This window comes from Myxococcus stipitatus DSM 14675 (genome assembly GCF_000331735.1).
Lineage (GTDB): Bacteria > Myxococcota > Myxococcia > Myxococcales > Myxococcaceae > Myxococcus > Myxococcus stipitatus.
The window spans coordinates 227,721-253,306 of the sequence record NC_020126.1 but is presented as its reverse complement, the minus strand read 5'-3'; the positions used below and the strand labels follow the sequence as shown (position 1 = coordinate 253,306).

General features: G+C 70.0%; 21 protein-coding genes. 16 read left to right on the top strand and 5 right to left on the bottom strand.

The features are described 5' to 3' along the window. Positions 1-6 precede the first annotated feature (6 nt). Positions 7-1,164: a coiled-coil domain-containing protein gene (locus MYSTI_RS00955; protein WP_015345815.1), complete on the top strand. Its 1,158-nt coding sequence runs from the start codon at positions 7-9 to the stop codon at positions 1,162-1,164. A 51-nt stretch (positions 1,165-1,215) separates the two neighbouring features. Here MYSTI_RS00955 and MYSTI_RS00950 read toward each other — a convergent pair whose 3' ends face one another. Next, positions 1,216-1,551, bottom strand: a complete 336-nt coding sequence (locus MYSTI_RS00950; RefSeq protein ID WP_015345814.1) for a hypothetical protein — start codon at positions 1,549-1,551, stop codon at positions 1,216-1,218. A 298-nt stretch (positions 1,552-1,849) separates the two neighbouring features. Between MYSTI_RS00950 and MYSTI_RS00945 the strand changes: the two genes are divergently transcribed. After that, a complete protein-coding gene (locus tag MYSTI_RS00945) occupies positions 1,850-2,674 on the top strand; it encodes a sterol desaturase family protein (RefSeq protein WP_015345813.1) in 825 nt (274 codons plus the stop codon). A 51-nt stretch (positions 2,675-2,725) separates the two neighbouring features. On the opposite strand, the gene MYSTI_RS40395 is transcribed toward MYSTI_RS00945, so the two are convergent. Both MYSTI_RS40395 and MYSTI_RS00935 read right to left on the bottom strand, forming a co-directional pair. Beyond that, positions 2,726-3,376: a hypothetical protein gene (locus MYSTI_RS40395; protein WP_015345812.1), complete on the bottom strand. Its 651-nt coding sequence runs from the start codon at positions 3,374-3,376 to the stop codon at positions 2,726-2,728. A 54-nt stretch (positions 3,377-3,430) separates the two neighbouring features. Then, on the bottom strand, positions 3,431-4,351 hold the full coding sequence (locus tag MYSTI_RS00935; RefSeq protein WP_015345811.1) for a hypothetical protein: 921 nt from the start codon (positions 4,349-4,351) through the stop codon (positions 3,431-3,433). 399 nt (positions 4,352-4,750) lie between these two features. Here MYSTI_RS00935 and MYSTI_RS00930 point away from each other — a divergent pair, with 399 nt between their 5' ends. The 4 genes from MYSTI_RS00930 to MYSTI_RS00915 all read left to right on the top strand — a co-directional run bounded on the left by MYSTI_RS00930 (position 4,751) and on the right by MYSTI_RS00915 (position 11,142). Then, on the top strand, positions 4,751-5,149 hold the full coding sequence (locus tag MYSTI_RS00930) for a BlaI/MecI/CopY family transcriptional regulator (protein ID WP_015345810.1): 399 nt from the start codon (positions 4,751-4,753) through the stop codon (positions 5,147-5,149). Then, the gene (locus MYSTI_RS00925) at positions 5,146-7,152 is read left to right on the top strand and encodes a M56 family metallopeptidase (protein WP_015345809.1); all 2,007 of its coding nucleotides are present in this window, start codon (positions 5,146-5,148) and stop codon (positions 7,150-7,152) included. Before MYSTI_RS00930 ends, MYSTI_RS00925 begins: the two co-directional genes overlap by 4 nt. Before the next feature lie 155 nt (positions 7,153-7,307). After that, entirely contained in the window at positions 7,308-8,474 is a 1,167-nt protein-coding gene (locus MYSTI_RS00920) for a hypothetical protein (protein WP_015345808.1), read from the top strand. A 91-nt stretch (positions 8,475-8,565) separates the two neighbouring features. Next, positions 8,566-11,142 carry a DUF5916 domain-containing protein gene (locus tag MYSTI_RS00915; protein ID WP_015345807.1) on the top strand — a complete coding sequence of 859 codons (2,577 nt, stop codon included), beginning with the start codon at positions 8,566-8,568 and terminating at the stop codon, positions 11,140-11,142. Positions 11,143-11,160: 18 nt separating this feature from the next. On the opposite strand, the gene MYSTI_RS00910 is transcribed toward MYSTI_RS00915, so the two are convergent. Continuing rightward, positions 11,161-11,628, bottom strand: coding sequence for a hypothetical protein (locus MYSTI_RS00910; protein ID WP_044278285.1), 468 nt, complete (start codon positions 11,626-11,628; stop codon positions 11,161-11,163). Positions 11,629-11,902: 274 nt separating this feature from the next. Between MYSTI_RS00910 and MYSTI_RS00905 the strand changes: the two genes are divergently transcribed. After that, positions 11,903-12,379, top strand: a complete 477-nt coding sequence (locus tag MYSTI_RS00905; protein WP_015345805.1) for a hypothetical protein — start codon at positions 11,903-11,905, stop codon at positions 12,377-12,379. A gap of 3 nt (positions 12,380-12,382) precedes the next feature. On the opposite strand, the gene MYSTI_RS00900 is transcribed toward MYSTI_RS00905, so the two are convergent. Then, positions 12,383-14,158 carry a DUF885 domain-containing protein gene (locus tag MYSTI_RS00900; protein ID WP_015345804.1) on the bottom strand — a complete coding sequence of 592 codons (1,776 nt, stop codon included), beginning with the start codon at positions 14,156-14,158 and terminating at the stop codon, positions 12,383-12,385. 592 nt (positions 14,159-14,750) lie between these two features. Here MYSTI_RS00900 and MYSTI_RS00895 point away from each other — a divergent pair. From MYSTI_RS00895 to MYSTI_RS00855, 9 genes are all read left to right on the top strand, one after another. Continuing rightward, the gene (locus MYSTI_RS00895) at positions 14,751-17,477 is read left to right on the top strand and encodes an AsmA family protein (RefSeq protein WP_015345803.1); all 2,727 of its coding nucleotides are present in this window, start codon (positions 14,751-14,753) and stop codon (positions 17,475-17,477) included. Between the two features lie 216 nt (positions 17,478-17,693). Further along, a complete protein-coding gene (locus MYSTI_RS00890) occupies positions 17,694-18,986 on the top strand; it encodes a hypothetical protein (RefSeq protein WP_015345802.1) in 1,293 nt (430 codons plus the stop codon). After that, entirely contained in the window at positions 18,976-20,451 is a 1,476-nt protein-coding gene (locus tag MYSTI_RS00885; protein WP_015345801.1) for a DUF2380 domain-containing protein, read from the top strand. The genes MYSTI_RS00890 and MYSTI_RS00885 overlap by 11 nt, the downstream gene beginning before the upstream one ends. After that, on the top strand, positions 20,448-20,918 hold the full coding sequence (locus MYSTI_RS41425; RefSeq protein WP_015345800.1) for a hypothetical protein: 471 nt from the start codon (positions 20,448-20,450) through the stop codon (positions 20,916-20,918). The genes MYSTI_RS00885 and MYSTI_RS41425 overlap by 4 nt, the downstream gene beginning before the upstream one ends. 47 nt (positions 20,919-20,965) lie before the next feature. Then, the gene (locus MYSTI_RS00875; protein ID WP_015345799.1) at positions 20,966-21,436 is read left to right on the top strand and encodes a hypothetical protein; all 471 of its coding nucleotides are present in this window, start codon (positions 20,966-20,968) and stop codon (positions 21,434-21,436) included. A gap of 45 nt (positions 21,437-21,481) precedes the next feature. Next, a complete protein-coding gene (locus MYSTI_RS00870) occupies positions 21,482-21,952 on the top strand; it encodes a hypothetical protein (RefSeq protein ID WP_015345798.1) in 471 nt (156 codons plus the stop codon). 155 nt (positions 21,953-22,107) lie between these two features. Further along, on the top strand, positions 22,108-23,382 hold the full coding sequence (locus tag MYSTI_RS00865; RefSeq protein WP_015345797.1) for an NAD(P)/FAD-dependent oxidoreductase: 1,275 nt from the start codon (positions 22,108-22,110) through the stop codon (positions 23,380-23,382). A 47-nt stretch (positions 23,383-23,429) separates the two neighbouring features. Continuing rightward, positions 23,430-24,704, top strand: coding sequence for a sigma-54 interaction domain-containing protein (locus tag MYSTI_RS00860; RefSeq protein WP_015345796.1), 1,275 nt, complete (start codon positions 23,430-23,432; stop codon positions 24,702-24,704). Between the two features lie 158 nt (positions 24,705-24,862). Then, positions 24,863-25,567, top strand: a complete 705-nt coding sequence (locus MYSTI_RS00855) for an MBL fold metallo-hydrolase (RefSeq protein ID WP_015345795.1) — start codon at positions 24,863-24,865, stop codon at positions 25,565-25,567. Positions 25,568-25,586 lie beyond the last annotated feature (19 nt).

Here is a 25,586-nt window from a genome sequence, read left to right as displayed (position 1 = left end):
CAGCCCATGGCCTTCTCCATGCAGTTCCTCCACCGCGAGGAGTTCGAGTCCCGCACCGTGCGCGCGCTGGGGGGTGGAGCCTGCATGGGCATCTTCGCGGCGCTGGCGCTCCGACTCTGGGAGCCCTTCCAGCACGTGGTGCACCTGTCGCTGGAGCCCGGTTACTTCGCGGTGGTGGCCGCCGCGCTCGCCGCCGCGAAGCCCACCCAGGGCTACGCCTTGGGCCTGCGCGCGGCCCTGATGGTGCTGCCCGTCTTCCCCTTCTTCTTCGCCGCCCCCGCCCCGCTGCCGCAGAGCGTGGCGGGCGCCATCGCCGCGGCGCTGGTGGCCTGGCTGGGCCATGGCCGCGAGGGCGCGGGCGCCGGCGCGTCCACCTCCGTCGCCGCGAGCGCCGCCGCCGCGGGCATGCTCACCCCGGTGGGCCTGTACGTGCAGCAGGTGATGGACGCGAACTTCCTGGGCGGCACGGGCCTCTTGTCCCAGGTGCTGGGCTACGCGTGCGTCGCCCTCTTCTGGAGCATCGGCACGCTGCCCTCGCACCTGATGCTGCACACCGACGCCGTGGAGGCGCGGGGCAACACGCTGAAGGGCGCGCTCAAGGGCGAGGCCCAGGAGCTGACCACGCGCGCGGTGGGGCTGTATCAGCACTGCAAGACGGCGGTGCTGCGCATGCCGCCCAGCCCCGGGCGCCAGGAGCTCCTGGACGTGCTGGAGAAGATGGCCTCGGAGAGCTTCTCGCTCGCGGAGGCCCACGCGGCGCTGACGGCGCAGCTGGACTCCGTCGTCGCGCACGACGTGGACGCGCAGGTGAAGGAGCTGCGGGCGCGCGCCGCCGCCATCCAGGACTCGGTGGCCCGGCGCCAACTGGAGCTGGCCGCGTCCTCGCTGGGCGAGGAGCTCAACCACCTGGACGCCCTGAGCCGGAAGCGGGAGCGACTGCTCGCGCAGCTCCACGCCCAGGTGGCCTTGCTGGAGCGCGCCCGGGTGTCCTTCATCGGCGCGCAGGGCCATGAGCTGGGCGCGAAGGGCGAGCAGGCCGCGCAGCTCGCGCGCAAGCTCAAGGGCCTGGGGGACGAGTCCGCCATTCCCCCCGCCCCCCTGGAGCCCGTCTCGGAGCAGGACGCCGCGCGGCCCGCCCCCGAGAGCTCCCGCGTCCCGAACTGAGCACTCCGCGCCGCCCTGCCTTCGCGGGCGACGCGGACGTCCTTCCGCCGACTAGTGCCGGACCTTGCGCGGGTGGGCGCGCCGGAGCGCCTTGCGCCGAGGCGCCTGCTCCCGGACACCCCCAGGGGGCACGGGAGGCGCGTGCAGCTCGCTGGCGATTCGCCGCTCGATGGCCTCTCGCGTGTCGCGCGCCACCACGAGCGCCGCCTCGATTTCCTCTCGCACCCGCGCCGCCTGCTCCTCCGCCGCGGCCCGGTACTCCGAGGTAGTCCGACGTAGGGCCAGCGCCCCTCGCCCCTCCGCCTCCACGCCACGAGTCACCAGGGCCATGGGACTCCGGGCCCGGCTGCTCCCCCGAGACTTGTGCTCCCCGACCTTCTGCGCCATGAGGCCCTCCCCCCGCTGATCCTCCGTGGAAGGTGGGCCGTGGGTGTACCCTTGGGAAGCCCGCCCGTCGGCCTGCCCCCCGTCCCAGCAGTGGAACAGGCGACCCACCGACAGGCTCGACAGCAGCGGTCCTTCTCTCCGGGCCCAGAAAAACGTAAAAGCGCGCCGGATGATTGTGGCGCGAGCGCGCCGGGCAGCTGCTACTCACAGCGACGCCGAATGCCCCAGGCCGGCGGGCATGGCGCGCCCCATCTGCTCCACTGCCCCTGACGGGCAGCGTCCATCTGCGAGGGATACCGTGGCGGTCAGCGCACCCTTTTCGTTCCTGAAGAACCGGAAGCACCAACTCGACCGCATGACGTTGGGCGACCTCGTCTACTCGTTCTTCACCTACTACGCCGTCATCGCCTACATCACCGTGGGCATCGTCAGCCTGGTGTTCGCGGTGAAGTGGTTCGAGAACCCGCTGCGCATGCTGCTGGCCATGTTGGCCGCCAGCGTGGCGTTCCCCTTCGGCTGGTACCTGGTGCACCGCAACATCCTGCACGCGCGGTGGCTCTACAAGTCGCCCCTGACCGCGTCCACGTGGAAGCGCATCCACTTCGACCACCACCAGGACCCCAATGACCTGCGCGTGCTCTTCGGCGCGCTGGCCAACGTGCTGCCGACGGTGGGAGGCGTGATTGCACCCATCGGCTACCTGATTGGTGGCAGGTCCGGAGCCGCGGCCGCCCTGGGCTGGGCGATGGTCATCACGTGCTTCTACGAGTTCTGCCACTGCATCCAGCACCTGAACTACACGCCCAAGCTCGGCTTCCTGAAGGAGATCAAGCGGCTGCACCTGTCTCACCACTTCCACAACGAGCAGGGCAACTTCGGCATCACCAACTACTTCTGGGACCGCCTCTTCGGCACCTACTACTCGAAGGCCGCCGAGCTCCCCAAGAGCGCCACCGTCTTCAACCTGGGCTACACGGCCGAGGAGGCCCAGCGCTACCCGTGGGTGGACCGGCTGTCGGGAGGCACGCGGGGTGATGGCCACCCCAAGCGCTTCTGGCAGGGCAAGGACGGCCAGGGAACCCAGCCGGAAGAGGCACCGGCGAGCCCGGAAGGCTCGCCCTGAAGTCTCACCGGGTGGCGCTGCTCCGCCGCCACCCGGGTGCATCAGACAAGGTCAGAACTTCACCGCGCCATTGGGCAGCATGAGCATGGTGCTGGACGCCTTCATGGGCACCATGGAGCGGGCCATGTCGAGCACCACCACCGCGCGGCCACGGATGCGCAGGTCACTCACGCGGGCCTCGAACGTGACGGGCGCCACGCGGGCATCCAGCTCCGTCGCACGGGCGCCGTTCTTGGCGAAGTTGCCCATGGCGTTGAAGTGCACGGTGACCTTGACCTTGTCGACCCCGGCCGGGACGGTGAAGCGCGCGGCCAGCGGCGAGTGCGCCGGAGTGGCGACGAGCTCCACCATGTCGGTCAGCACGTTCGCCGCCAGCGGCTTGCCGTCCGCCAGGATGCTCACCCCGGAGATGGGCACCTTGAGCGACGTGTAGTCGCCAATGCCCTCGCCCTTGATGCGCAGCTCGAAGGTCTGCGCGGAGGGCGTGCCCGGGTTCTCGCCACCGGGAACCGGGTTGGGGTTCTCACCGCCCGGAATCGGGTTCTCACCGCCGGGAACCGGGGTCTCACCACCGGGAACCGGGGTCTCACCCCCAGGGACCGGGGTCTCACCCCCAGGGACAGGCGTCGAATCATCAGCGCCACTGCAGGCGGAGAGCGCGAGGACCGAGGCCCCCAGGGCGGACAACAGGAACTTCTTCATGACGAATCTCCTCAAAGTCTTTGTGTGTTGCGATGTCTTGGAAGGGTTTGACGCTCAGGGCAGGCAGGGCAGGAGCGTGGGAAGGGTGAAGTCGATGCCCAGCGCTTGAGCGGCCTCGGGCGTCGAGGGGCCCGGGTCGAAGCCCGCGGGGAACGGCGCCGTCTCACAGGACGCGTTGTAGGTATCCAGCTGCCCGGTGAGCGTGGTGAGCGTGTCGCAGTCCACCGTGCCGAGCGCGGTCAGGATGAGCGCCAGCAGGTTGGGCGGAACCGTCAGGCCGCCGAAGACGCGCTGGTTGCAGGTGGCCACCAGCATGGCGCGCGCGGCCAGGAAGCGGATGCGGTCCAGCTCGCTGCGCGGCAGGTTGGTGATGGGGTAGTTGTTCGGGTTGCCCCAGAGCAGGCCCTCCGCGTCAGGCAGCGCGACGACGATGCCCAGGCTGGCCACCGGGATGGGCCCACCGGCCAGGCACTGCGTCACCGCCGGGATGTGGTTGCGCCAGAAGTCCAGCCCACGCGTCGCGTTGGCGCAGGCGGTCGGCGGCCCGCAGGTGACGCGCGCCGTGCACAGACCCGAGCCCAGGTCGAAGCCCGCGGTGAACTGGTTGTCGATGTTGTTGTCCGGCGTGCCGTCCAGGTTCGCCAGCGCCTGGCAATCCTCGAGGCTGGCGATGGTCAACGCGAAGTTCGACGTCACCGACGCACCCACGGCAATCGGGAACGGCGGCGGCGGCGTGAAGACGAAGCCTCGCGTCACCAGCAACGGGTCCAGCGCCGTCAACAGGATGGACGGCAACGTCGGGTGCACGTTCGTGACCTCGAAGCTGTAGTTCGCCGTGAAGGGGAACGCCGTCGCCTCCACCGACGCCTGCCCGTTCACCAGCTTCGTGCACGTCAAATCATGCGCGTCCGCGACACCCGCGACACTCACCACTGCGGCACAAGCCGCCCCCAACCAACTGCTCCGCACCTTCATGTGTCTGCCTCGTCTTGCGTGTTCTTCTCGAGCCCCGATGGCCCGTCGCGAGGAGGGCTTTTTCACCCTTTGTGCCAGCAGGAGCGCCTGCCCGGCCGCTTCCACGGCGACGGACCCACCACCCCGGGGGAGGAGCGGGCAAGACCGCGGGGGTGCTTGTGAGGAACCTGCGTTCCCCTCCGTGGGCAACGGCCTTCCCACCCGCGAGGCTCCCCGCTTCTCCGCGTGGGAAAATCCCTGGAGCAGGCAGGCGCCGCGATGAGCAATGCGGGCCCCAGGCTCGCGAAAAACCCACACTCACCGAGCGAAGACCACCCCACCCGACGCATCTACGAAGCCCTTCGTTGACATCTACGAACCCATTCGTATGATGACGTCGTGGATTGTCGAGAGGAAGCCATGAGTGAATCGAAGCTGCCGCGTCCGACGGACGGCGAGCTGGCCATCCTGCGGGTGCTCTGGGCGCGCGGGGACAGCACGGTGCGAGAGGTCCACGAGTCGCTGAACCGGAAGGAGCCCGAGGAAGGCACGGGCTACACGACGGTGCTCAAGCTGATGCAGATCATGACGGACAAGGGCCTGGTGGAGCGCGACGAGTCGCAGCGCGCGCACGTGTACCGGGCTCGGGCGACGGAGCAGCGCACGCAGCGGCAGCTGGTGACGGACCTGGTGGAGCGCGCCTTCGGTGGCTCTCCCGCGCGGCTGGCGATGCAGGCGCTGTCCTCTCGCAAGACGAGCCCCGAGGAGCTGGCGGAGCTGCGTCAGCTGCTGGATTCCCTGGAAGGAGCGGACGAATGAGCGGCCTGGTGATGGAGTCCCTGGGGTGGGCGCTGCTGCACTCGCTCTGGCAGGGCACGCTGGTGGCGCTGGGCCTGGCGGCGGCGCTGTTGATGGTGGGCGCGCGCGCGGCCAACGCCCGCTATGCGCTGGCGTGTGGCGCGCTGGTGCTGGCCGTGGTGATGCCGGTCGCCACGGGTGTCCGGCACGCGACGCAGGCCCGCGCGGAGCGGCGCCAGGAGCAGGCCTCGCTCCTGCCCGGGCTCCGCTCGACGCCGGAGGGCTTCGCTCGCCGGGCCACGCCCGAGACCTTCCCCTTCACGACTCGCGCGGAGGGCCGCCCGGCCGCCCTGCTCGAGCAGGTGGAGCGCGAGGCCCAGGGCGCGTGGGCGCCGATGGTGGAGTGGGTGCGCGCGTCGCTCTCCGGGCTGCTGCGGTGGCTGGTCATCGCGTGGGTGGCGGGCGTGGGACTGACGTCCGGCCGGCTGACGGCGCAGTGGGTGCAGTTGCGCCAGCTCGCGCGCCGCGCCCTGCCCGCGCCGCAGGAGTGGCAGGAGCGGCTGGACGCGCTCTCCCAGCGGCTGGGCCTGAAGCACGCGGTGCGGCTGCTCCAGACGACCGAGGTGGACGTGCCCTCCACGGTGGGCTGGCTGTCGCCGGTGGTGCTGCTGCCCGTGTCCGCGCTGTCCGGGCTCCCCACGCGCCAGCTGGAGATGGTGCTGGCGCATGAGCTGGCCCACATCCGCCGGCACGACTTCGCGGTGAACCTGGCGCAGGTGGTGGTGGAGACCCTCTTCTTCTACCACCCGGCGGTGCACTGGATGTCCGACATCATCCGCGTGGAGCGCGAGCACTGCTGCGACGACGTGGCGGTGGGCGCCAGCGGCAACTCCGTCTCCTACGCCCGGGCCCTCACCGCGCTGGAGACGCTGCGCGTGCAGCCCGAGCTGCTCCACGCCATGTCCGCGCTGGGCGGCTCGCTGCCGGACCGCGTGCGGCGGCTCGTGATGCCTCCCGCGTCGCGCTGCTCGTCCCGCTGGGTGGCGGGGGCCTCCGTGCTGACGCTGGTCAGCAGCCTGGCCCTCGCCGCGCCCCTGACGTCGCTGGTGCTGGGCCAGGGCCCCGCGCCCACCGTGGCCGCGCCTTCACCTGTCGAGCCCCCCGAGCCCCCCGCCTTCGCGGCCCCTCCGGCGCCCGTCGCCGTGCCCCGGCCCCTGACGCCGCCCCCTGGCTTCCGCGAGGCCGCGGCGCCCCGTCCCCAGGTGAAGCTGGCCATGCGGGGCCCGGATGAAGACCGTGAGGACAAGACGCGCGTGGGAAGCGGCCAGCCGCTGACGGTCGACCAGCTCGTCGAGCTGAAGCTCGCGGGCGTGACGCCGGAGAAGGTGCGGGAGCTGGAATCGCTGGGCTACGAGGCCACCGTCTCCGACGTGGTGGAGATGGGCCACATGGGCGTCACCCTCGAGTACCTCAAGCAGATGAACGCGGCGTTCGACCGCAAGCTCTCCACGGACACGCTGGTGGAGCTGCACGCGGTGGGCGTCACCCCGGAGTACGTCCGCGCGCTCAGGGAGTCGGGCTTCGCGACGAAGGACCCGGATGAGGTGGTGGAGGCCCGCGCGGTGGGCGTCAGCGAGCAGTACGTGCGCGAGCTGGGTGCGGCGGGCTACTCGAACCTCTCGCTGGAAGACCTCTCCCACCTGCGCGCGGTGGGCGTGGACCCGGAGTTCATCCGCGGCATGTCCCGGATGGGGCTGCCCAAGCTCAGCTCGAAGAACCTGCAGCACCTGCGCGCGGTGGGCGTGACTCCGGAGTGGCTGTCGCGGATGCGCGCGGCGGGCCTGGAGATGAAGGACCCGGACGAGCTCGTCGAGCTGCGCGCCCTGAACGTCAGCCCGGAGTTCATCCGCGAGCTGAGCGACGCGGGCCTGAAGAACCTCTCCTCTCGCGAGCTGGTGCGCCTGCGCTCCGGTGGAGTGGACGCCGAGTTCATCCGGCGGATGCGCGCCACCAAGAAGCAATAGCAGCCCTGATACACCCGTATCACCGTCACGAGTGACACGGGAGCCTCGCGCTCCCGTGTCCGTGGCCCCTCTCTCCCCCTCTCATCCCGCTCCCTCCCGGACGCGTCCCTTGGACGCGCGCCGGACGGGAGACGTGTCTTCCAAGGAGCCTCGCCATGCGTCGCCTGCCGTCCCTCGTGTCCTGCTGTGTCCTGTTGCTGGTGGCCACCAGCGCCTCCGCGGCCTCGTCGGAGGTGAGTGGCCCGTGGACGTCCTCCCGCCGGGAGAAGGCGCCCGACACGCTGCACCTCAACCTCTCCCACACGGGCGAGGATGACGACGACCGCGGGCAGATGGGCTTCTCGGAGTCCCGCGCCGCCTTCCAGGGCCTGCCCACGGCGGACGGCCCCGCCACCTTCAGCCTCCAGCGCGAGGCGGGCCTGTTCTCCTTCACGGGCGCCTTCCAGGACGGCGCCGGCGCGGGCCACTACCGCTTCGCCCCCAGCGAGCGCTACGCGAAGGACATGGCCGCGCTGGGCTACCCGAAGCTCTCCGCCTTCCACCACTTCCAGCTCGCGACCACGAATGTCACCCCGCAGCGGGTGAAGGACCTGGCGGCGCTAGGCCACAAGGACCTGCCGCTGGAGAAGCTGTTCATGGTGGGCATCTTCAACGTCTCCCCCGAGTACGTGCGGGAGATGGCGAAGGCGGGCTACGACAAGCTGAGCATCGACGAGCTGGTGCAGGGCCGCATCCACAACGTCACGCCGCAGCGGGTGAAGGACATGGCCACCGCGGGCTACCCGAACCTCGCGTGGGAGGACGTGGTGGCCATGGCCATCCACGGCGTCACGCCCGAGTACGTCCGCGAGGTGCGCTCCATGGGCTACGCCCACACGGACGCGGACCAGATTGTCGCCCTGCGCATCCACGGCATCACCCTGGAGTACGCCAAGGAGATGCGCGGGCTGGGCTTCAAGGCTTTGTCCGCCGAGGACCTCACCGCCCTGCGCATCCACGGCGTCTCCACCGCCTTCGTGAAGGAGATGCGCGGCATGGGCTTCAAGGACCTGGAGGCCGAAGACTTCACCGCTCTGCGCATCCACGGCGTCACCTCGGCCTTCGTGAAGGAGATGCGAGACCTGGGCTTCAAGGAAATCACTCACGAAGAGCTGGTCTCGTTCCGCATCCACGGCGTCACGTCCGACTTCGTGAAGAAGCTGCGCGACGCGGGCTATACAAAAATCACCCCCGAGGAGCTGGTGCGCCTGCGCATTCACGGAATCGATGAGACGTTCATGCGTTCCATGTCTCGAGGCGAGAGCAAGAGCCCGGGCAAGTAGCACTCCGGGGTGGTGCAAGCATCCCCGGCCATTCACGTTCTTACTGGAGAAACCCGGTGTCCCCCGCCCATGGGGCACGAGGAAAGGCGGCATGGCATTCGAGGTCAGAGGGGCCGTCGCGCTCGGTGTGTCGCTGTGGTGTCTGGCGGCGAGCGCGGCGGTGGAGGGGCCCGGGAAGGAGCAATTCCTCCGGGCGGCGCGGGCGCAGGGACGGGTGGACGTGGACGGCCGGTTGGATGAGGCGGACTGGGCTCGAGCGCCCGTCTTCGACGCCTTCGTGGAGCGCTTCCCCACGGCGGGCAAGACTCCGTCGGAGAAGACGGAGCTGCGCATCCTCTACGACGAGGACATGCTGTACGTGGGCGTGGTGGCGCGAGACTCGGAGCCCGCGCGCATCGACCGGCGACTGGGGCGGCGCGACAGCGCGCCCTTCTCCGACACCCTCCATGTCCTGGTCGACTCGACGCACGGCCACCGCACGGCGTACCAGTTCTCCATCACCGCGGGCGGGGTGCAGAGCGACGGGCTCTACTACGACGACCGCTACTACACGGAGGACTGGAGCGGCATCTGGGCGGGCGCCGCGGGCAGCGTGGAGGACGGCTGGGTGGCGGAGTTCGCCATCCCCCTCTCCCTGCTGCGCTTCCCGGACACCTCCATGCAGACGTGGGGCTTCTCGGTGCGGCGAGACATCGCGCGCAAGAACGAGGAGCTGGAGTCCGTCGACAACCCGCGCAACCACAACGCCAATGTGTCGCGGCTGGGCCACCTGACGGGCATGGAGGACCTGCGGCCTCGCAAGCGCCTGGAGCTGATGCCGTACCTGGCCGCGCGGGGCCTCGCGCGGCCCCAGTTCTCCGACGCGTCCCGGCCCACGCCCCGGCTGTTCAGTCCCTCCATGGACGTGGGGCTGGACGTGCGCGCCGCGCTCACCAGCGAGCTGTCGCTGGCGGCCACCTTCAACCCGGACTTCGGCGAGGTGGAAGCGGACGAGCTGCTGCTCAACCTGAGCACCTTCGAGGCGTACTTCCCGGAGCGACGCCCCTTCTTCACCCAAGGCATGGAGCTGTTCCAGCCGGTGGGCATGGACACGGGGGACTCTCCGCTGGCGCTCTTCTACTCGCGGCGCATCGGCCTGACGACGCCCCTCCTGGGCGCGGTGAAGGTGACGGGCTCGGTGGGCGACGTGCAAGTAGGTGTGCTGGATGCGTTCGTCACCGGCCCCTGGCAGCACCAGGACGAGGCGACCCCGGACCACGACCTGCGCCTGGACTGGCGCCGTCCGATGCACGTGGGTCCGGGGCTGGAGTTGCCGGACCGGCCCTCCCCCACCCTGCACTTCCTGGCGGCGGTGGCGCGCGGGCGCGTGGGCGAAGGCTCCGTCGTCGGCGGCGCGGTGACGCTGGCCAACCCGCTGTCGGGCCCCTGCACCGTGGAGGACGCGGGGCTCGAGGAGGACCTGCGTCCGGCGGCGTGCCGTGCTCGCGGGGGATACGCGGGCTCGCTCGACTTCGACCTGAAGACGCAGGACGGCCAGTGGGGCGTGTTCGGGATGATGGTCGCGTCGCGCGTGGATGGCGGCCTTCCCTCGCGGACGCTGGAGGACGGCACGCGGCTGCATGACGGGGACTCGGGCGCGGGAGGCTACCTGCGCGCGGGCCGCTTCGGTGGAGAGGGCCTGCGCCCGGAGGTGGGCGTGGACGTGGCGTCGCCCACGCTGTCGCTGTCGGCCGCGGGCTTCCAGCGCGCGCAGAACGAAGTCACGCCTCGGGCCGTGCTGCGCTACTCGAAGCCCAACGGCATGGGCCCCTTCCGTGAGTTCTACGCCCACGCCATGGCCATCTCCCGGTGGACGGCGGATGCGCGCCGCGAGCACGTCGTCACCCTGCTCAACGTCAACGCGGAGGCCACGCTGCCCAGCTTCGACCTGCTGGGCTTCGAGACGGGCACGAACCTGAACAGCTTCGACGTGCGGGAGCTGACTCGCACGGGCGTGCCCTTCGAGCGCAATGACCGCGCCTTCGTGAGCATGTACGTGGAGTCCAACCCCAAGCGCCTCGTCGCGGTGGATGCCACGCTCTCCGTGGGGCACCGCTTCAAGGGCGGCCCCAGCGCCTCGGCGTGGGGCTGGTACGCGGGCGCCTCGGTGTCGGTGCGGCCGCACCCCTCGCTGGAGACGGAGCTCTCCGTGAGCAATGACCTGACGGACCATGGGCCGCGCTACGTGGAGACGCGGAGCACGGGCGACTTCCTCCTGGGCGAGCTGGAGTCGCAATACCTGTCGCTCACGCTGCGGCAGCAGTGGGTGCTGACGCCCCGGCTCACGCTGCAGGGCTACGCGCAGCTCTTCACCGCGCACGGCACCTACGGCCCCTTCTTCACCGCGACGTCCGATGAGCGCCGCACGCGCATCCGGCTGGACTCGCTGGTGCCCGTCGAGCACGCGGACGACAGCAGCTTCTACGACACGGCCCTCAACGTGAACGTCGTCGCGCGGTGGGAGTACCAGCTCGGCTCCACGTTCTTCGTCGTCTACTCGCGCACGCAGCAGGGCCTGCCCACCGCGGAGCGCGAGCGGCCCCACGCCACGCTGCGCCCCCGAAGGCTCGCGGCCGGCCCGGCCACCGACGCGCTGATGCTCAAGTGGAGCTACTACTGGGACGCGTGAGGAGACACGCGCCCGTGCTCACGGCGAGGAGCACTGGCGCGTGACGGCGGAGCGCGCCTGGTTCACGTCGCGCTCGTAGAGCGACAGGGGGATTCCGGGGCCCACGTGCCCGTCATCCTCCTCCGACCACGACTGCTCCGGGTGCTCCTGCGTCCGGGCCGCGCGCACGTACGCCTCCGCCAGGACGCCCAGGTGCGTCCCATAGAGAAGCACGGCGCGCTGCAGCTCGGCGTCGCGGATGGCCAGCGACCTCAGCTTCGCGGAGAGCACCGTCAGCCGCGCCGCGGCCCGGTTCATCGAGTGCGGGTCGCGAATCTTGTCCCGGAAGGCATCCGTCATCCGCAGCTCCTCCATCACCAGCGCCTGCACGGAGGGACACACCTCCGCCTTGTGGGAGCGGCACGCGGCCAGCCCCACCAGCCACGCCGCCAGTCCCCACGCGAGGACGCGACGCTGCTGCCTGACGAGCGGTGGACGGGGATGCACCCGCTCACGCTCGCCACGCCCCTCATGTCTGTCAATTCCCGCCAGGGGGGATGTCGCACGTCGGAAAGCCCTGACGGCGCGGCGCGGGGGCTCGCGGAGCGTCCTCGCCGACGAGTGCGGGATTCTGGAAGGAAGACAGGGCGCGGGTCGCGGGCGCTCATGCGGGCGAGGGCCCGTCACCAGGGCGCATCGGCGTTGGCTGGAGGACGACTCGCCCGTGCACGCGCGGAGGCCATGGCCACCTTCTCCTCGGGTGGCGTGGAGGAGGGATGTCATGGTCGTCTCGCTGCGAATCGCCTGTCTCGGAGTGCTGCTGCTGTCGGCGTGTGCCTCATCGACCCATGCGGCCAGGGGGCGCAAGCCTCGGGAGGCCACGACCTCGTCGGCCTCCTCGGCGGTGAAGGCGCCCGGCCCCGACAGCACCTATGGCTATCGCGCGGAGGACCCGGTGCGCGTGGGCTGGGGCAACCCGGGGGTGATGGCCTTCTTCGAGCTGCTCCGAGGCCCCCAGGGCCAGCGCGTCGCCTGGAAGCGGATGGGGCCGTGTTGCGACAACACGGCCACGCCGGAGCGCTCGGGCCTGGAGGTGTACGAGGTGAGCTACGAAGGGCTCAACCTCCCGGTGCGCCTCTTCATCGACCCGAACCATGGGGCCGCCATCCGCGCGCCCCACGGCTTCACCATCGAGGGGCTCACCTCTCGCGAGCCGCCCCCCGAGCAGCCCGCGCCGCCCGGGGTCATCGAGCTGTAGGGCTCACTCCAGCGACGGCGCCTCGTCGCCGGGGATGAGCACCTTGCGCGCGAGCGACACCGGCAGGCCCAGCTGCAGGAAGCGGTCGTGGAAGTCCTTCAGCACGAACTTCTGCCCCTTCGCCTCCAGCGACTTCCGGTAGTCCTCGCGCAGCTTCAGGATCTGCATGCGCCCCAGCGCGTAATACAGGTACGTGGGGTTGGACGTGCCGCGCTCCACCTCGCGCAGCGCGGGGAAGGGCTCGAAGTAGGCAATCTCCGCGAAGCGCTTCGCCACCGCCTCCACCGGCTCGTTGTAGACATGCAGCGCCAGCGCCGCGTACCAGCGCGCGTGACGCTGGAGCGCGCGGCGCAGCTGGCCCAGGCGCACCGCCGGGTCCCCCTGCCCCAGGCCCTCGTCCACCATCATCTGCTCGGCGTAGTGGGCCCAGCCCTCCACGACGGAGGCCGGCGCGTAGACGCGGCGCACGTCGGTGGGAATCCGCGCCCCGTAGAGCAGCTGCACGTAGTGGCCGGGCATGGCCTCGTGCACGGTGATGCCCAGCAGGCCCGCGCGGTTGAAGTACGTCAGGTGCTGCGCCTTCTCCTCCGGCGTCCAGTCCGGCTCCACGTTGGTGATGTTGAAGTAGGCCTCCTTCGCCTTGCCCTCGAAGGGGCCCGGCGTGTCCATGGACGCGAAGCCCAGCCGCTCATACGGCGGCGTCTCGCGCACCGACGGCAGCGCGTCCGTGGGCAGCGTGAGGATGTCCTTCTCGCGCACGAAGCGCTGGAGCTCCGCGAGCTGCGTGCGCGCCAGGGGAATCAGCTCCTCGGCCGCGGGGTGGTCCTTCGCGAGCAGGGCCATCACCACCTCGGGGCTCTGCGTCGGGTCCACCTTCGCCGTCTCGCGCGCCACCCAGGCCTTGTACCGGGCAATGGCCCGCTCGTTGATGTCGCGCAGCTGGTCCGCGTCGAGCGAGATGTGCTCCTCCAGCGCGAGCTTCTTCTCGAACAGCGCGCGGCCCAGGCGGAAGTCGCCGTCGGCGCGCGGCAGGAGGTCCTTCTCCAGCCAGGCGGTGAAGCCCTGCAGCTGCACCAGCGCCTCCTCGCGCGCGACGTTGAAGGCGTCCACCTCCGTCGCGGGCACCTTGTCCACGCCCTGCGCCTGGAGCGCGCGCGGCAGGTCCACGCGCAGGAAGACCTGCGTGCCGCGCGCATCGCGGATGGCCTGCTGCGCCCACAGCCGGGGCACGTCCTTCAGGTTCGCCTTCGCCGCCTCCAGCACGCTGGGGATGCGGGCCATTCGCGAGCGCATGTCGCGCATCCGCTCGGCCAGGGGCGAGAAGTCGCGCGAGGACAGCGAGGACAGGCCGCCGGAGATGATGCCCACGTAGGCGCTGGGGTTGCGCTCCCAGACGCGCTCCTCGGAGAGCGTGAGCAGCTCCGCCTGGATGGCGTTGCGCAGCATCTCCGCGTCCAGCGACTCGTCCCCGGAGAGGTTGGGGCAGTTCACCTGCTCCAGCCGGGTGAGCCAGCCGCGCAGCGCCTCCGCCCGCCGTTTCAGGGCGATGGGCGAGACGTCCTGGAGGTGCGCGTCGTGCTCGTGGAACCCGAGCTGCGTGGCGCGCACGGGGTTCGCCGCGGCGAGCCAGTCCATGTACTCGCCAATGAAGTTGGAATAGGCCCGGGTCGCCGAGCGCGCCGGCGTGGGCAGGGAGGAAGAGGACTGGGACCCGTCCTTCGAGCGTGAGGCACACGCGGAGAGACTGGCCAGCAACAGAACAGCGACACGAATGCGCATGAAGGCTCTCAACGACGAGGTGAACGAGCCCCCAGTCTCGGCATGCTCCCCTCGGACGGGTAGGCGGAAACAAGGGCATACGTGGGATGCCGTCGAGCGCTCAACCCACCGCGTCGCCCTCCGGGTCCCCTGGACGTGTGATGACGCACCGTCTCGAGGACCGGCGTCCAGCGTCCAACGCTCAGGGGCACGCGCGCCACGGGACTGGGACTTCGGGAATCCCTGAGCTGACCGGGTGGTCGGTGGCGACCCGTCGCGTGCTCCGCTTCTGAGGACTCGAGGCCGCTGGGCAGCCGAGCAGCGCGAGGGCGTGCCTCCGCGAGAGCCCCTTCCCTCTCGCCTGCCGCATGCGCACCTGGAGGGATGGATGGGCGCCGACCGGACGGCCCCGGTCCTCGCGAGGCCGTGCATTTCCCGCCCCGGGTTGCGTCGGGGAATGCCATGAGGCCCTTTCGCGCCCACGCCGACGCCCGGGGTTCCCTCGCCGGACGCGTGCGGCAAGGTCCTGGCTGAGCTAAGCGTGTGCTCGCGCAGCATGGGCCCCGCGCCCGGCCGAGGCCCGGGTCCTGTTCGCTGGAGGAGGAATCAAGCGATGTCCGACGTCGTGAAGAAGAAGCGCCGCTGGCCCTACGTGCTCGGGGGAGTCGTCCTGCTCCTCGTCGTCGCCGTGCTGGGGGTCCTCTGGCGGCTCGACGCCATCCTGCTGAAGACGGCCCGCGAGCAGGCCGCCACCTATTCCCAGAAGCTGGGCCGCCCGATTGAAATCGGCGACATCTCCACCCAGCTCTTCCCGCACGTGGGCGTGGAGGTGGAGAAGGTCTCCATCGGCGCGGCCGACGGCGAGGACCTCCCGCTGGTGGAGCTGGCCTCGCTGGACGTCAGCGTCGCGGTGGGCCCGCTGCTGTCCTCCAGCGGCAAGGACATCCAGGTGAAGAACGCCGAGGTGTCCGGCCTCACCGTCAACGTGGTGCGCCTGGCCGACGGCACCACCAACGTGCAGCGCCTGCTCCAGAAGCTGGACGAGCAGAAGGCCCCCGAGGAGCCCAAGCCCGAGGAGGAGCCGTCGAAGCCCACGGACCTCTCCGGCGTCCACGTGGAGCGCGCCGCGCTCACCGACGGCACCATCCGCTTCGTGGACCGCGCCGGGGGACAGTCCGCGCGCGAGCTGGCGGTGAAGGACCTGGACATCGAGGTGAAGGACCTGCGCGCGGGCAAGCCGCTGGTGGTGGACCTGGCCGCGGCGGTGCTGGCGGAGAAGCAGAACCTCCACCTGTCGCTGAGCGCCGCGCCGCTGCCGCCCACGCTGATTCCCACGCCGGAGCGCGTGACGCTCAAGGCGGAGAAGATCGACCTGGCGCCGCTGGGGCCCTTCCTGCCTCCCGACGTCGGGCTCAAGTCGGGCACGGTGAACGCGGACTGGAAGGCGGAGCTGGGCGGCGCGGTGCCGGGTGGCAAGGGCGCCACGCGGCTGGTGGGCGCCATCTCCGCGCTGGGCCTGAGCTTCGCGGGCTCCGAGGGCGGCAAGGCGCTGGACGTGGTGCTGGACACGGACGTCGCGGGCGATGTGGCCACGGGTGACCTGTCGCTCGACAAGCTGAAGCTGGACCTGGGCCCCGCGAGCATCACCGGCAAGGGCCAGGTGAAGGGCCTGCTGTCGGAGAAGCCGTCGGTGCAGGGCTTCGAGCTGGTGGGGCGCAACCTGGACCCCGCGGTGCTGGCCGAGTACTACCCGCCGCTGAAGAAGCAGCTGCAGGGGATGATTGCCGGTCCCATCGGGCTGGAGGTGCGCGGCAGCGGCACGCAGGACGCGCAAGTGCTCGCGGTGGACGTGGACCTGACGCCGGTGCGGCTGCGGGTTCCCGCGCAGCTGACGAAGGACGCGGGCGGCGCGATGAAGCTCACCGCGCGCGTCTCCGGCGCGGCGGCGAGCGGCGGGGCCCTGAAGTTCGACGCGAAGGCGGACCTGACGGGCGTGGACCTGCGGCCGGGCCTGCTGGTGGACAAGGCGCCCGGGCAGAAGATGGAGTTCGCGGCGGCTGGCACCTACGCGCCGGGCAAGACGGACGGCGGCATGAAGGTGGACGTGCCCAAGATGTCCGCGCACATCCTGGACGACGCGATGACGGGCAGCGCGGCGTTCGCGACGGCGGGACAGGGCAAGAAGAAGACGACGACGTTCTCCGCGGACGTGAAGAGCGCGAAGCTGGACGCGGACGCGCTGCTCTTCGACGAGAAGGAGCTGGCGGCGCGCAACGGCGGCACGGTTCCGGCGCCAGGGCCCTCCACGGCGGAGGCGCCTCCGGAGGACCCCGCGCGGTTCAACGGGTACCGAGGTGACATCCGGTTCGCGGTGGGGACGCTTCGCTACAACCAGATGGACATGAGCCAGGTCACCGGCGTGGTGAAGATGACGGACGACCTCATCTCGGTGGAGAAGTTCTCGTCGGGTGTCTTCGGCGGCAAGGTGGTGGCGGACGGGACGACGGTGCGGCTGGGGCCCGCCGCGGCGAAGCGCCCGTTCGAGGCGAAGGTGAAGGTGGAGGGCATCCAGGTGGCGGATGCGCTCGCGCAGGCCACGCCGAAGAAGGTGATGACGGGCACGTTCAACGGGAACGTGGACGTGAAGGGCGTGGGCTACACGCCGGACAAGCTGCAGGAGACGCTGCTGGGCGCCATCAACGGCAACATCCTGGGGGGCACGCTGCTGGGGAGCGATTTGGTGGCCTCCGTGTCGGAGCCGCTCGCCAAGGCGCTGCCCTTCGCGTCCAAGTCGCTGAAGCCCGGCCAGGGGACGTCCTTGAGCGAGAACCTGCCGTTCGGGGTGCAGATCAAGAACGGCGTGGCGCAGCTGGAGAAGCCCATCACGTGGACGCGGCCCGAGGCGGCCATGAACTTCGCGGGGGGCATCCGGTTGGACGGCACGCTGGATTTGACGGGCTCGGTGGCGCTGACGCCGTCGACGGTGAAGACGCTGACGATGGGCAAGGTGACGCCGCCGGATGCGATTCCCGTGGGGCTGAAGGTGACGGGGCCGGCGTGGAAGCCGGAGGTGACGGGCGTGGACGTGAAGCCGGCGGTGACGACGCTCGTGAAGCTGGCGGCCTCGTCGCTGGCGGGCAACCTCATCGGGGGTGAGCGGGGCCAGCAGGTGCAGCAGGTCATCGAAGGCGGCGAGGAGAAGCTGCGCGCCGAGGCCGAGGCGAAGCGCAAGGAGCTGGAGGCCAAGGCCGCCGAGGAGAAGGCGCGGCTGGAGGCCGAGGCGAAGAAGCGCGCCGAGGACGAGGCCAAGAAGCGGCTGCGCGGCCTCTTCGGCAAGTAGTCTCCCGAATGGAAAGACTTCCAACCTGGGAAGTCATTTCATAGGATTCCCACCCCATCGGTTGTAGCGCGATGGGGTGGTCCGAGCCGCGTGGAGTGACGCGCGGCCCCCGGTCTTCCCCCATCGCAGACGCGCTCGCGGACAGGCGGACACCACCTGGCTGACGGGAGACGTGTGTCTTTCGTGCCTCTTCCCGAGGCACGCGCTGGGGGGAACATGAACAAGAGGCGAAGCGGGTGGGCCGCGATGGTGCTGCTATGGCCCATGACGGGACAGGCGTTGGAGCCGCCTGAGAGGACCTGGCATTCCCTGGCACGGCTGGAGGCGACGGCGCTCACGCTGTGGCCCCGCACGGGCGAGGAGGAGGCCGAGGGCTTCGCGCAAGTGGAGCCCACCCTCATCATCGACGGAGGCTCCGAGTTCGGCGTGAGTGTGGGGGCTCCGGTGCGGTTCCGGGTCCAGCGTGGGCGGGAGGACTCAAGCCTCCTGCGACGTGAGGACTGGGACAGCCTCTCTGACTGGGGACAACTTGTTCGTGGGTTGAAGTTCGGCTCCGACAGGGCGCCGCTTCGTGTGTGGCTCGGCGGGTTCGACGGCTTCACGCTGCTGTCCGGGCACCTGGTGCGGCGGTACTCCAACCGGGCGCACCCGGACGAGCACCCGGCGGGCGGCTTCCTCGCGGGGACGTTGGGGCCGCTCTACACGCAGGCCTTCACCTCGGATGTGTTGAGTGCGCGACTCATGGGAGCGGAGGTCGCGCTCGATGTGGCGCACGTCTTCTGGGGACGGCCTCGTGAGCCGGGGCGCTACACGTTGGCGCTGTCCGTGGTGCACGACTGGGACCGTGCGGCGTCGGTGACGCTGGGGCATGTCGATGCCACGGCGGTGGTGGTCGTCCGGCCTGGGTTCGAGGCGCATGTGCTCGCGGGCTGGGGCTGGCGTCCGGGGGCGCGAGGTGCCTGGGGCGCGGTGGTGGGGGTGGGCGCGGATGCGCTGACGTCGAGGCTGGACGCGAAGCTGCGACTGGAGCTGCGTCGACAGGTGGGTGACTTCCGGCAGGGCTTCTTCGGACCGGACTACGAGCTGGCACGGCTCCAGGCGCCGGGGCCGGAGGGTCGGCCTCTCGCGGAGGTGACGTTGCCGCAGGGCTACTCCGCGTTCGGAGAGGTGGAGGTCGGCTGGGACGCCGAGAGCTATGGCGGCACACATCGGCACCTGGAGCTCTCGTTGGGTGTCGAGGGCTTCTCGTGGGGGCGCGTCGATGTGGATGGGCGCCTCTCGGTGCAGCTCTTCGAGCGGGGACTGGAGGTCGCCTTGAGGTGCCTCTCGATGGGGCTGGGGCAGCCAGGTGCTCGCTATCAGGGAGGGGCGGAGGTGCGGTGGCGGTTCCTGGGTGGGGGCGTCTACGTGCTGGGCACGGGTGGTTCGCGACTGTTTCCCAATCCCGAGGGAGGACTGGGTCCACGGGCCTTCGCCTCCGTGGGGCTGGGGGTGGACCATGCGCGCTGAGGCCCTCTGGTTGAGTGTGGCGTTGCTGAGCATGGGCTGCGCGACGGTTCGGGAGCGGCCCTTGTGGATGGACTCGGGGCCTCCGGTGCGGCAGCGACCGGTCGTCGAGCGGGACGCCGGTTCATCGGGGCCTGGGGACTCGGCGCGGCTCACACGTCGCCAACGACCACTGGACCACTCGACGCGGTCCGTGCCGGACGCCGCGGGCGAGGCACGAGGGCATGAAGCCACGCGACTCGCGGTCACCGATGCGGTCGCGGAGGTGACGACCTCGTTGAGCGGGGTGGATGCAGCGCTCGCTCGAATCGAGGCGCTACCGCCCACGCTGGGGGGTTGGGGGATGAATGGGGTCTTCAGCCGTTATCTGGACCATGGGCGGGAACAGTTGCCGTGGATTCGGGATGCGCTGGAGGGGACCACGCGACTGGCCGAGGTGGCCTCGGAGCTCTCGGATTCGCACATGGAGCTGGGGGTCCTGCGGATGACGGGGCCGAGGCTCCAGGCGGCGCTGTTCAGCACGCTGTTGTTGGAGACGTGGGTCGACTTCCTGCAGCTCTCGGATGCGGTGCTTCGACAGTGCCCGATGTGCAGTGTGGAGAAGGTGTTCGTGGACCTGCATCGGGTGCAGGGGTTGATGAGTCCCACGCTGACGGAGCTCGCGTCACTGGACCCGGAGCGAGTCGAGAAGGCGGCGACCGCGATGCCCGAGTTGATGGGGAGGCTGACTCGGGAGTTCGACGCGATTCAGGCGGATGCGCGTGCGAGCATGAAGTTCGGTGAGAAGGTCATCGCGGCGGCACAGGTGTTGGAGATGCTCACGATGATTTCCACGCTGAAGATGTCGCTGCCACGACTGCCACCGGCTGCGCCCGCGACACTCGGCGTGGGGCTCGTGATGAGCTCGAGCGGAGTGATGGTGGGCTCGCGAATCGTCGTCTCCGCGGAGTGGGTGGAGATGATGCGAAGGCTCGTGCAGGCGGGCGTCATCTCCGTGCCCGCAATCAGCGCGGCGGTCCGCATCCACGGGGGACAGGTCCTGATGGCGCAAGCGCATCAGGACTTGCCCAAGGGAGTGAGGGAGGCGCTGGGTGACAGCCCCGAGGTGCGGGGCATGCACGTCACCGGCAAGGCAGGAGCGGGGATGTCGGAGCCGCCGAAGCATCACATCCTGCCGCAGGAGCACCGCGAGTGGTTCGAGCAGCGAGGCTTCACAGGGGAGATGAGCATCGACCAGTTCTGCGTGAGGATGGAAAGGTCGAACCATGAAGCGATTCACGGTGGCGGAAACTGGCAACTCGGACGACTGTGGCCCGGCGAGTGGAACCGCCTCATCATGGATGCACTGCTCAAGGCCGAGGCCAGGGCCGGTGTGCCGTTGTCGCGAGATTCAATCCTTCGAATCGTCGGAGAGAATATGAACAGCTACAACATCCCGATGAACTTCATCCCGGGGAAGCGGCGATGACTGAAGGACGCGCCTGGCAGGGAGACTGGAAGACTCGCCTCTACGCACGGGTCCGTGAGCATGGTTATGACTCATTGACTGCTTTCGCCGAAGCTCGTCCGACGACCTCACTGGTCGCGCTGGCTCAAGAGTTGGGCCCGGACGACGTCGCTGGCGTTCAGATCTTCAGCGGGTTGGTCGCCGAAGCGGAGCGAAGCAAGCGGCTCACCAGACTGGTGCGAGGACAACTCGTGCGCGAGCTGTCCGCATACCTTCCACAGGGCTGGCCGGGTGTGCTGACGGCTGAACTCCGTCTTGAAGTCGCCATCGCCCTTGGCCAATGGTTCGCCTACACGCCCGAGACCCACAAAGAGCGTGTCGACCGAGCGAGTGATGCACTCCTTGCCCATCCGCCTCCCGCCGGCTGGCGTCCGCTCAGCTCCGAAGACGAGCTACTCCGCACGCTCCTTCCCGACAACGAAGTCTGACGATGAGCGGCGCCCCCTCCGCAATGGGGGCGCCATTCGGGCCGCCAATGACCGATGGACATGCGTGGAGAGGGAACTGGAAGGTCCGCCTCTATGAACGTGTTCATGAGCGCGGCTACAGCTCACTGACGGCATTCGCCGAGGCCCGACCCACCGCATCGATGGTGTCGCTGGCCGAAGAGCTTGGCCCTGACGACGTCGCGGGCGTGCAGGTGTTCAGCGGACTGGTTGCGGAAGCGGAGCGAAGCCATCGGCTCACTCGATTGGTCCGAGCACAACTGGTGCGCGAGCTGCACTCGTATCTTCCGGACGGTTGGCCCACCGAGCTGGTAGGCGATGACCGTTTCAAGGTCGCACGGTCACTTGCCGGTTGGTACTCCTTCACCCCTGATACTCACCAAGAGCAGGTCGACCGAGTCAGCGACGCGCTCATGGCCAACCCTCCACCTCCAGGATGGCGCCCGCTCAACTCCGAAGACGAGTTGCTCCGCACCCTCCTCCCCGACGACGAAGCCTGACGAAAAGCGGTGCCCTTCCACAACGGGGCACCATTCGGACCGCCAATGACCGACGGACAAGCATGGAGAGGAGACTGGAGGGTCCGCCTCCATGAGCGCGTTCGTGCACAGGGCTACACCTCACTGACAGCCTTCGCCGCGGCACATCCAACGATTCCCCTGTTTGCCTTGGCCCAAGAACTTGGAGAGGACGACGTCGCCGGAGTGCAGGTTCTCACCGGTCTGCGCGTGGAGGCAGAAGCGAGTCATCAGGTCTCCCGGTTCGTGCGCGACGTCCTCGTGCGACTCCTCTCCCAGAACCTCCCCCAGGGCTGGCCAGAGACACTCGATGACGCCAACCGATTCAAGGTCGCCAAGACCCTGGGCCAGTGGTTCGCCTACACCCCTGAGACCCACAAAGAGCAGGTCGACCGAGCCAGCGACGCGCTCATGGCCAACCCTCCCCCACCAGGCTGGCGCCCCCTCACCTCCGAAGACGCCCTGCTCCGCACCCTCCTCCCCGACGACCCCGCCTGACCACCCCGCACACCTCCTCCGCTCACCTGAAACGCCCTGAAACACCCTGAAACAGTCCGCGTCCCCACACCCCCGAGCACCGCCGTCGGGACGGAGGGTGGCACGCGCCCTGCTAATGCTCACCGCCAACGTTTCACGACTGGCCAGGAGCAAGCATGGTGACGTCCGATTCGGACTGCGGCTGCAAGGACCCGGTGACCACACCGATGCCTCACATCGCCCCCGCGAACGAGCGCCACCGCATCCTCATCATCGGCGGCGGCACCGCGGGCATCTGCGTCGCCGCGCGACTCACCCGCCTCGGCCAGAAGGGCATCGCCATCCTCGAGCCCTCCGAACACCACTACTACCAACCCCTCTGGACCCTCGTCGGCGCGGGTGAAGCCCGCATCGAGGACACCGTCCGCGACGAGGCCCGCCTCATCCCCCGAGGCGTCAAGTGGCTCAAGGACGCCGCCCTGGAGGTCGACCCCCTCCGCCAGGAGGTCCGCACCCGCGGCGGCCTGCGCATCGGCTACGACTTCCTCGTCGTCGCCCCCGGCATCCAGCTCGACTGGGACAAGGTCGCCGGCCTCCGGGACGCCCTGCAGACCGAACACGTCAGCAGCAACTACGACGTGAAGCTCGCCCCCAAGACGTGGCGCATGCTCCAGGCCTTCAAGGGCGGCACCGCCCTCTTCACCCACCCCTCCACCCCCGTGAAGTGCGCCGGCGCCCCCCAGAAAATCATGTACCTGGCCGCCGACCACTTCCGCCGCACCGGGCTCCTCGCCCGCTCGGAGGTCATCTTCGGCTCCGGCGCCAAGGCCATCTTCGGCGTGCAGCCCTTCGCCCGCGTCCTCGAGGACGTCGTGAAGCGCTACGGCATCCACACCCGCTTCAGCCACAACCTGGTCGCCGTCGACGGCGCCCGCCGCGAGGCCATCTTCGAGACCACCCAGGACGGCCGCACCACCCGCGTCACCCAGCGCTACGACCTCCTCCACGTCACCCCGCCCCAGAGCGCCCCCGACTTCATCAAGAACAGCCCCCTCTCCTCCCGCGAGGGCACCTGCGTGGGCTGGGTCCGCGCCGACAAGCACACCCTCCAGCACCCCAGCTACCCCAACGTCTTCGCGCTCGGCGACGCCTCCGACCTCCCCACCAGCCGCACCGGCGCCGCCATCCGCAAGCAGGCCCCCGTCCTCGTGCAGAACCTGCGCGCCGTCATGGACGGCCGCGCCCCCACCGCGAGGTATGACGGCTACGCCTCCTGCCCCCTCACCACCGCCTACGGCAAGCTCCTGCTCGCCGAGTTCGACTACGACGGCAACCCCACCCCCAGCTTCCCCTTCATCGACACCCTCCAGGAGCGCCGGGACATGTGGGTCATGAAGAAGCACGGCCTGCCCCAGCTCTACTGGAAGCTGATGATGCGCGGACGCGGCTGAAGCCCGCCCCTGTCCGCCCCGGCACCCGCCGGGCTATGCAGGCGTCGATGCCCTCGTCCCGCCCGCCCCCACCCCTGGCCCTCACCGCGCTCGACTCGCTCGCGGGCGCCGTGCTCCTGGTGGACGCGAACCGGCGAGTCGCCTCGCACACGCCCGCCCTCGAGTCCCTCCTCGGCGCCTCGCTCCGAGAAGGCACCGCCCTCGCCGAAGTCCTCACGCCCCAAGGCGACCTCGACGCCCTGCTCTCCCACGGCCGGGAGACCTCCGCGCGCCTGCGCTCCGGCACCAACACCGTCCCCGTCCGAGTGCGCGCCGTGCCCCTGACCCGAGCCGACCGCCTCCAGGGTTGGGCGCTCTCCTTCACCCGGGAGCAGGCCCCCCGGGACACCGAAGGCGAGGAGGTCTTCCACGGCCTCTGGACGCAAGACGCGGAGCTGCGCCGCGTCTTCCGCATCGTCGAGAAAGTCGCACGCACCGAGTCCAGCGTGCTCGTGCGAGGAGAGTCCGGCACGGGCAAGGAGCACATCGCCCACGCGCTGCATGCGCTCTCCCCTCGCGGCAAGGGCCCCTTCCGCGCCATCAACTGCGCGGCCCTGCCCCCCAACCTCCTGGAGAGCGAGCTGTTCGGCCACGTGCGCGGCGCCTTCACCGGCGCGGTGCGAGACAGCCCCGGCCACTTCCGCCTCGCCCACGGCGGCTCCCTCTTCCTCGATGAAGTCGCCGAGCTCCCCCTGGACCTCCAGGCCAAGATGCTGCGCGTCCTGGAGACCCGCACCGTCATCCCCGTGGGAGGCCGCGCCCCCGTCCCCGTGGACGTGCGCATCATCGCCGCCACCCACCGGGCCCTGCGCCGCGAGGTCGAGGCCGGCCGCTTCCGCGCCGACCTCATGTACCGCCTGCGCGTCGTGCCCATCTTCCTGCCCACCCTGCGCGAGCGCCGAGGCGACATCCTCCCGCTCGCCCTGCGCTTCCTCGACGAGCTCCAGCAGCGAGGCACCCGCCGCGTGGAGCGCATCGCCCCCAGCGCGCGAAGGCTCCTGGAGGCCCACGCCTGGCCGGGCAACGTGCGCGAGCTGCGCAACGTCATGGAGTACGCCTCCGTCATCGGCGAAGGCCCCGTCCTCCGCGAAGCCGACCTCCCCCCGGAGTTCTCCGAGCCCCCCGGCGGCCCCCGCCTCGACGCCACGGACCTGGACGCGGAGCAGCTCCGGAGGGCCCTCACCCAGGCAGGGGGCAACCGCACCGAGGCCGCCCGCCTCCTCGGCGTCAGCCGCGTCACCCTGTGGCGCCGCCTGCGCGCCCTGGACGAAGCGGACGAGTGAGCGCTTCCCCGCCCGTGTTTCATCCGGTGTTTCAACTGTTTCACCCGAAACACCGCCTCGCCCCCGACGCCCCCCTCCCCTCGGAGAAGCCCCCCTGGCACGGGGCTGGCAATGCTCCTCCACCACACCCACTCCATCCAACCAGGGGGAAAGCGGACATGCTCTTCCGGCAGCTCTTCGATGCGGAGTCCTCGACCTACACATACCTGCTGGCGGACCTGGCCACGCGAGAGGCCGTGCTCATCGACCCCGTGCTGGAGCAGGTGGAGCGAGACGTGCGGCTGGTCCAGGAGCTGGGGCTGAAGCTCCAGGTCGTCCTGGAGACCCACGTCCACGCCGACCACATCACCGCGGCGGGCCTCCTGCGCGAGCGCACGGGCGCTCGAGTGTTCGCCTCCGCACGCGGCGCGCCCTGCGTGGACCGGCAGCTCTCCCAGGGCGACGTGGTCCGCGTGGGCGGAATCGAGGTGCGCGTGCTGGAGACGCCCGGCCACACCGACGACAGCCTGAGCTTCCTCTGCGACGGGCGGCTGTTCTCCGGCGACGCGCTGCTCGTCCGAGGCACCGGCCGCACCGACTTCCAGAACGGCGACCCGGGGCAGCTCTACGACTCCATCACCCGCGAGCTCTTCTCCCTGCCCGACGCGACGGAGGTGTATCCCGCGCACGACTATGCGGGGTTCACCATGACGTCGGTGGGCGAGGAGAAGCGGCACAACCCTCGGCTGGCGGGCAAGTCTCGCGAGGACTTCGTCGCCTTCATGAAGGCCCGCCAGATTCCCCCGCCGCGCAAGCTGGACGTGGCCGTCCCCGCCAACCGCGCGTGTGGACTCTCCGAGCCCTCGTCGCCGCACCCCGCCTGACGCGGTGACGTGACTTCAC